Origin of the sequence: Blautia sp. Marseille-P2398 (assembly GCF_964240315.1) — a bacterium.
Taxonomy (GTDB): domain Bacteria; phylum Bacillota; class Clostridia; order Lachnospirales; family Lachnospiraceae; genus Blautia_A; species Blautia_A wexlerae.
In genome coordinates this window covers 1-5,740 of record NZ_CAXSTD010000032.1, presented here as the reverse complement: position 1 = coordinate 5,740, position 5,740 = coordinate 1, and the positions used below count along the sequence as shown (strand labels likewise).

Here is a 5,740-nt window from a genome sequence, read left to right as displayed (position 1 = left end):
AACGAAAGGGCAGTTAATGAAAAGTCTCCATACTGCTTTTTCGTTTGCACCACCTTCGATTCTTTCCTTAACGATTTCACGATATCATTTCTAATACTAATTTTACCGTATTTTTCAGATTCAGTCCATCTTTTAATCCCAGTCGGTAGAAAAACTCTTCTGTTTCTGGCATGGGAATGGCGGAGATCATGAAGTCGTATCCGCTTTACACCAGACCGCTCAATTCCGGTAGGGCTTTTTAAGGCCCTAAATGCGTAGGTTGGTGCTTTGTTGCGATATGCTCCACGGTTACGGTGTATTGTTCATATTCTGTTTTCGGGAATCTTTATGAAATCTTCAAAATTGCCCGGTATGCTATCCGTAAAATCAAAGAAAGGACTTGATTATATGGATATGATTTTGAAAACGACTGACCTCTGCAAAAATTTCAAGGGGCAAATGGCGGTAAACAATGTGTCACTGAACATCCGGCGCAACTCGGTTTATGGTCTGCTGGGGCCGAATGGGGCTGGCAAATCCACGATTTTAAAAATGCTCACCGGCATTTTGCGCCCCACATCGGGAAGCATCGAGTTTGACGGCCACCCGTGGAAGCGGAATGATCTGGAGAATATCGGTGCTTTGATTGAGATGCCCCCGCTTTACGAAAATCTGACTGCATACGAAAATCTCAAAGTCAGAACTACATTGCTCGGCCTGGACGATGCACGAATTAACGAGGTATTGCAAATTGTCCAGCTCACGAATACCGGCAAGAAACGGGCCGGGCAGTTTTCTCTTGGTATGAAGCAGCGGCTTGGTATTGCTATTGCATTGCTGAACAGTCCCCAGCTTTTGATTCTGGATGAACCGACTAACGGCCTTGACCCTTTAGGGATTGAGGAACTTCGAGAGTTAATTCGCTCTTTTCCCTGCAAAGGGATTACAGTTATTTTGTCCAGCCATATTCTGTCAGAAGTCCAGCAGATTGCAGATCATGTGGGTATCATTGCTGGCGGCGTCCTTGGATATGAGGGAGAGCTTCGCGCCGGTGAAGATTTGGAACAACTCTTTATGGATGTTATTCGCAGAAATGGTAAGGAGGGATATTAAATGGAGATGGCATATATTCAGGCAGAGAACCTAAAGCATAAGAGAACTTTCACAAAAACGCTGATCGTTCTGGCCCCGTTTGTAACTGCGCTTATGAACTTTTTTGCCCCTCTTTGGTTCCAGCTCAATTCTTATAATTGGTGGTATATCCTGCTTTATCCTGGATTCCTTACGCTCACCTGTGCCTTGATTGAACAGCGGGATAATGGCAAACTAAAATATCGTGCCGTTGCTTCATTGCCTGTTTCGCAGAACAAAGTCTGGAAAGCAAAAATTGGAGTGGCCGGTATTTACTCCTGTGTGGGGAATTTCATTTTCCTGGCGCTAAATCTGTTGGGCGGTTTTGCAATATTAGTTATCAACGAAATTCCCCTGACAATCGGAATTTGGCAGGCTGCGGCCGGAACAGCTTGTATTGTCATTGCAAGCCTATGGGAAGTTCCGCTGTGCTTATGGTTATCAAAAAAAGTTGGTATCTTTGTCACGGTTATTCTTAATGCCGGACTTGGAAGCGTTTTAGGGATTTTCACGGCTACAACCTCTTTGTGGATGATCTGCCCGTATAGCTGGGTGCCGCATCTTATGATTTCCGTGTTAGGTATTTTGCCTAATGGTGAGCCGGTTGCAGATCAGAGTACGGCAATGGCATTTTGGATGATTATACTTGTATTGGTCATTTCGCTGGCCTGGTTTGCGGCGCTGTCATTTTTAACTGCAAGATGGTTTGAGAAAAAGGAGGTGGGGTAACTATGGTATCTGTGGTTCGCTGCTGGAAAGCAGAATATCAGAAGTGTAAACATAGCATTTTGCTCTATATACACAGCATGATTCCGATTATATGTGCGGCGATTTTTGCGGGTTACTATCATATATCCAGATGGGAACTGGCAACCAAAATCAGTGCCTATCTGGAAGTGCTGGCCGTTGCGTTCCCGTTTCTGATCGGCATTATTGTGGGCCTGGTTGTTCAGATCGAAAATCAGGCCGGGCATTATCAGCTTTTGTTGGGAACAATCCCATCTCGCATGGCAACGTATATTGGTAAACTTGGTTTTCTGATGATCTGTGCTTTTGGCGCAACATTTTTAGCGTTAGGAACATTCGCTGCACTATATAGGGATGCTCCGGCAAGCCTTTACCTGAAAGCAGGGATTCTATTGTTGATTACCATGCTTCCCATTTACCTGATTCATTTGTTTGTGGGAATGAGCTTCGGAAAAGGTGCATCTATGGGATTGGGAATTGCAGGGAGTTTAATAGCTGCCCTTATGATAACAGGGCTTGGTGACGCTACATGGAAATATATTCCCTGGGCCTGGGGCGTTCGTGCTATGGATTACACTGTGCTTGCATGGGATAGCCCCCAACTGTATGCACAGGTAAAAACCGATTTTTTCAGCGGTATGATTATTTCTGTATGCTGCACTGTTTGTCTGCTGATTGCCAGTTTGGTTTGGTTTCATGGTTGGGAGGGAGGTAAAAACAGTGAATAAAAAGTGCCTGTTTGCCGTGGTAATTGTGCTTGTAAGTCTTATATGCTTATCGGCCTGCGGTGCGCTCCGCGATACCGCCGATAAAAATAAGGCGTTAAATGAATCTCTGCCGTATTATGAGCTGAACGCCGCAAACTATGATGAAATTTCATATAACGGCCTGACATATACCATAACGGATGAATGTCTTGAAATGTCAGAACTGCAAGAAGAAATCGGGCAGGTATCGAAACGCTTCAAAAATGTGGCGGGGGAAGATTTCAGTTTCGGCTACGTTTACAGTATTGTGGATGTGGATATAAGCAATGCCGTAGCTGTAAATATCAACAATGAATATCGAAAAGCTGACATTAAAAATAATGATGAGTAACCTCGACAATGTGGTATAATGGGGCGGGAGGTGATTTTTTGACCCACTTACTTGTAGTTGACGATGAAGTTTCTATCTTGGAATTGATTAAGAACAGTTTGGGGAAAGATGGATATTTGATAACAGTCTGTCAAAATGCGGATGATGTAGACATCAAAAAGCTGCATTTCTATGACCTCATTCTTTTGGATGTGATGATGCCTGGCACAGACGGGTTTGAGTTTTGCAAACAGATCAGGAATATGGTAGACTGCCCGATTCTCTTTCTGACCGCAAAGACATTAGAGGAAGATATATTGTTTGGATTGGGCATCGGTGCGGATGATTATATTACGAAACCTTTTCGTATTCAGGAGCTTCGCGCCCGTGTCGCGTCACATTTACGCAGAGAAAAAAGGGAGCATCACAGCACACTTTCATTTGAGCCTGATATAAGATTTGACCTTTCCGCAAAGGTACTGTATGTTTCAGAACAGCCGGTTCCCCTTACCAAAAGCGAGTATTCAATCTGTGAATACCTTGCGAAAAACCGGGGACAGGTTTTTACAAAAGAACAAATCTATGAAGCCGTTTTCGGGTTTGATGGAATAGGCGATAACTCTACGATCTCAACGCATATAAAAAATATTCGTGCGAAATTGGAGCATTTCAAAATAAGTCCGATCAGCACCGTATGGGGGATAGGATATAAATGGGAGTGAAAAAGAAACCTACATTGAAAATATTGTTTCGCCAGTTTGCTATCTCCCTCATTGTCATGCTGATAGCGGCAATTATTGTCCCTTCTGGTTTGGAGGGACTTGCTGTAAATGCTGGATTAGCTACAAGAGCAAATCTAAGTGAATTGCAGGTAAAAGAGATCATTCCAACGCTGACGATTGCCCCGGATATTACAAAGGTTGTGATTCCACAGGGATGCGGCTACTTAATTCTGGACAAGAACTTTAATGAGCTTTACAGCAATATGGACGATGATGAAAAAGAAATTGCCCTGCTGTACGCAAAGGGAGAATATATTGAATATGCTACGGGGAGGCAGTTTGCACTTGTTGTCCGGGAAAACGAATTTTGCGTTTTAAGGTATTATATTGGTTCTCAATTTACAGTGTCATGGCTACCGGAATATTTTCCATCTCCTGACACGCTTGTGTTTATCCTGATGGCTGTAAATTCGCTGCTGGTCATTATCATACTGACCGCCAGATTTGCTAAGAACCTGCGTACACAACTGACCCCGCTTTTTGAAGCAACTGCGGAGGTTTCAAAGCAAAACCTTGATTTTGAAGTAGGACACGCCAAAATCAAAGAGTTTGAAGATGTCCTTGCATCTTTTTCAGATATGAAAGATAATCTGAAAATTTCGTTAGAACGGCAATGGAAAACCGAACAGACACAGAAAGAGCAAATCGCCGCGCTTGCCCATGATTTGAAAACGCCTCTGACGGTTATTCAAGGAAATGCTGATTTACTCACAGAAACAAATCTTGATGATGAGCAACGATTATACGCTGGTTACGTCGTGGAAAGCTCCGGCCAGATGCAGTCATATATTCAAACCCTGATTGATATATCACGGGCGGCGGTTGGTTATCAGCTCCATATTGAAAGTATAGACTTGCCAGCGTTCATGCAGCACTTGTTCGGTTATATGGAATCACTATGCCGGACAAAAGAAATCCGGCTGCAAATGAATACTGTTTCACTCCCTCAAATGCTGAAATTTGATAGGGTGCTGATAGAACGTGCTATTATGAATGTTATCAGTAATGGGCTGGACTACTCCCCGCAAGGCGGAACGCTTTATGTGGATGTTCAGAGTAACAACGGTTTCGTGGAAATTTCAGTCACAGACGAGGGAACGGGGTTTTCTAAAGAGGCATTATGCCACGCACAGGAACGGTTCTATATGGGCGATCAAAGCCGCAATTCAAAGTTACACTTTGGTATGGGTCTATATATTACAAATTCGATTATGGAACAACATAATGGTCAGCTTATTTTAGAAAATTCAAAAGAAACCGGCGGCGCAAAGGTTACTATGAAACTTCCTTGCTGATTTTCCGATAGTGTAATGGACGTCTTTTATGTCCGTCCATTTTTCAAATCTTTATGGAATCTTCAAAAATTCCTCTTATCATGTATCTAAAGAAAAAACATCTGCCCAGCGGCAGAAAAGAAAAAAACCGCTGCTGGGCAGACCCATTTTCACGCTTAATTTATATTCACTGGTGGCGGTTTTGGGAAATCAAGGCCGCTGCTTTCTTTCTGTCATTCCCAGCAGTTAAAGGCATGGCGGCCCACGGGAGGACGCCGCCATGCTGTTTTACTATCATTATAATCTAATCCACTTCTACCGCGTGACATGCTCCCGCCACTTAAATCTTACAGATTTTGAAGTGGGAGCTTCCTGCTCGATTGCCCTTCAGGGCAAAGCTAAAACAGGCTATCCCCGCGTGTCCCGCGGTTCTTTTTTTATCCGGTTACGGATCTTTTCTGTGCTATCATGCACATTTTTTATATATTCTTTTTCCTTCTTCCAGAATATTGACCGCCGCATTCACATCCCGGTCCATCTGGTTTCCGCATTCGCACAGGTATGTCCGTTCTGATAATGCCAGTTCTTTCTTCTTATGTCCGCATACACTGCACATCTTGCTGGATGCAAAATATCTGTCTACTTTTATCAGATATTTTCCACGTTCTTCCAACTTATATCCAAGCATGGAAAGGAACTGACCGTATCCGTTATCCTGTATCCCTTTTCCGAAATGCAGGCCTCCGGCTA

7 protein-coding genes are annotated in these 5,740 nt (G+C 43.4%); 6 read left to right on the top strand and 1 reads right to left on the bottom strand.

Annotated elements, in window-relative coordinates; translation table 11 throughout:
- Window positions 1-387: 387 nt before the first annotated feature.
- Genes ACESZG_RS18740 through ACESZG_RS18715 form a run of 6 tightly spaced genes read left to right on the top strand, consistent with a single transcriptional unit; the run spans window position 388 to window position 5,011 of the window.
- Complete coding sequence (locus ACESZG_RS18740; RefSeq protein ID WP_195990684.1) at window positions 388-1,092, top strand: lantibiotic protection ABC transporter ATP-binding protein; 705 nt, start codon at window positions 388-390, stop codon at window positions 1,090-1,092.
- The gene (locus ACESZG_RS18735) at window positions 1,093-1,839 is read left to right on the top strand and encodes a lantibiotic immunity ABC transporter MutE/EpiE family permease subunit (protein ID WP_008705323.1); all 747 of its coding nucleotides are present in this window, start codon (window positions 1,093-1,095) and stop codon (window positions 1,837-1,839) included.
- A 2-nt stretch (window positions 1,840-1,841) separates the two neighbouring features.
- The gene (locus ACESZG_RS18730; RefSeq protein ID WP_195990668.1) at window positions 1,842-2,585 is read left to right on the top strand and encodes a lantibiotic immunity ABC transporter MutG family permease subunit; all 744 of its coding nucleotides are present in this window, start codon (window positions 1,842-1,844) and stop codon (window positions 2,583-2,585) included.
- Window positions 2,578-2,955 carry a NisI/SpaI family lantibiotic immunity lipoprotein gene (locus ACESZG_RS18725; protein WP_025580194.1) on the top strand — a complete coding sequence of 126 codons (378 nt, stop codon included), beginning with the start codon at window positions 2,578-2,580 and terminating at the stop codon, window positions 2,953-2,955. Before ACESZG_RS18730 ends, ACESZG_RS18725 begins: the two co-directional genes overlap by 8 nt.
- A gap of 38 nt (window positions 2,956-2,993) precedes the next feature.
- On the top strand, window positions 2,994-3,656 hold the full coding sequence (locus ACESZG_RS18720) for a response regulator transcription factor (protein ID WP_173706656.1): 663 nt from the start codon (window positions 2,994-2,996) through the stop codon (window positions 3,654-3,656).
- Window positions 3,647-5,011: a sensor histidine kinase KdpD gene (locus ACESZG_RS18715; protein WP_195990667.1), complete on the top strand. Its 1,365-nt coding sequence runs from the start codon at window positions 3,647-3,649 to the stop codon at window positions 5,009-5,011. Before ACESZG_RS18720 ends, ACESZG_RS18715 begins: the two co-directional genes overlap by 10 nt.
- Before the next feature lie 445 nt (window positions 5,012-5,456).
- Here ACESZG_RS18715 and ACESZG_RS18710 read toward each other — a convergent pair.
- On the bottom strand, window positions 5,457-5,740 hold a 284-nt coding region (locus tag ACESZG_RS18710), incomplete at its 5' end, for a zinc ribbon domain-containing protein (protein WP_373218944.1).

What these genes read in the sequence shown, in the direction of transcription:
- ACESZG_RS18740 (WP_195990684.1), top strand. Translation starts at nt 388, where the DNA reads ATGGATATGATTTTGAAAACGACTGACCTCTGCAAAAATTTCAAGGGG.
- ACESZG_RS18735 (WP_008705323.1), top strand. Translation starts at nt 1,093, where the DNA reads ATGGAGATGGCATATATTCAGGCAGAGAACCTAAAGCATAAGAGAACT.
- ACESZG_RS18730 (WP_195990668.1), top strand. Translation starts at nt 1,842, where the DNA reads ATGGTATCTGTGGTTCGCTGCTGGAAAGCAGAATATCAGAAGTGTAAA.
- ACESZG_RS18715 (WP_195990667.1), top strand. Translation starts at nt 3,647, where the DNA reads ATGGGAGTGAAAAAGAAACCTACATTGAAAATATTGTTTCGCCAGTTT.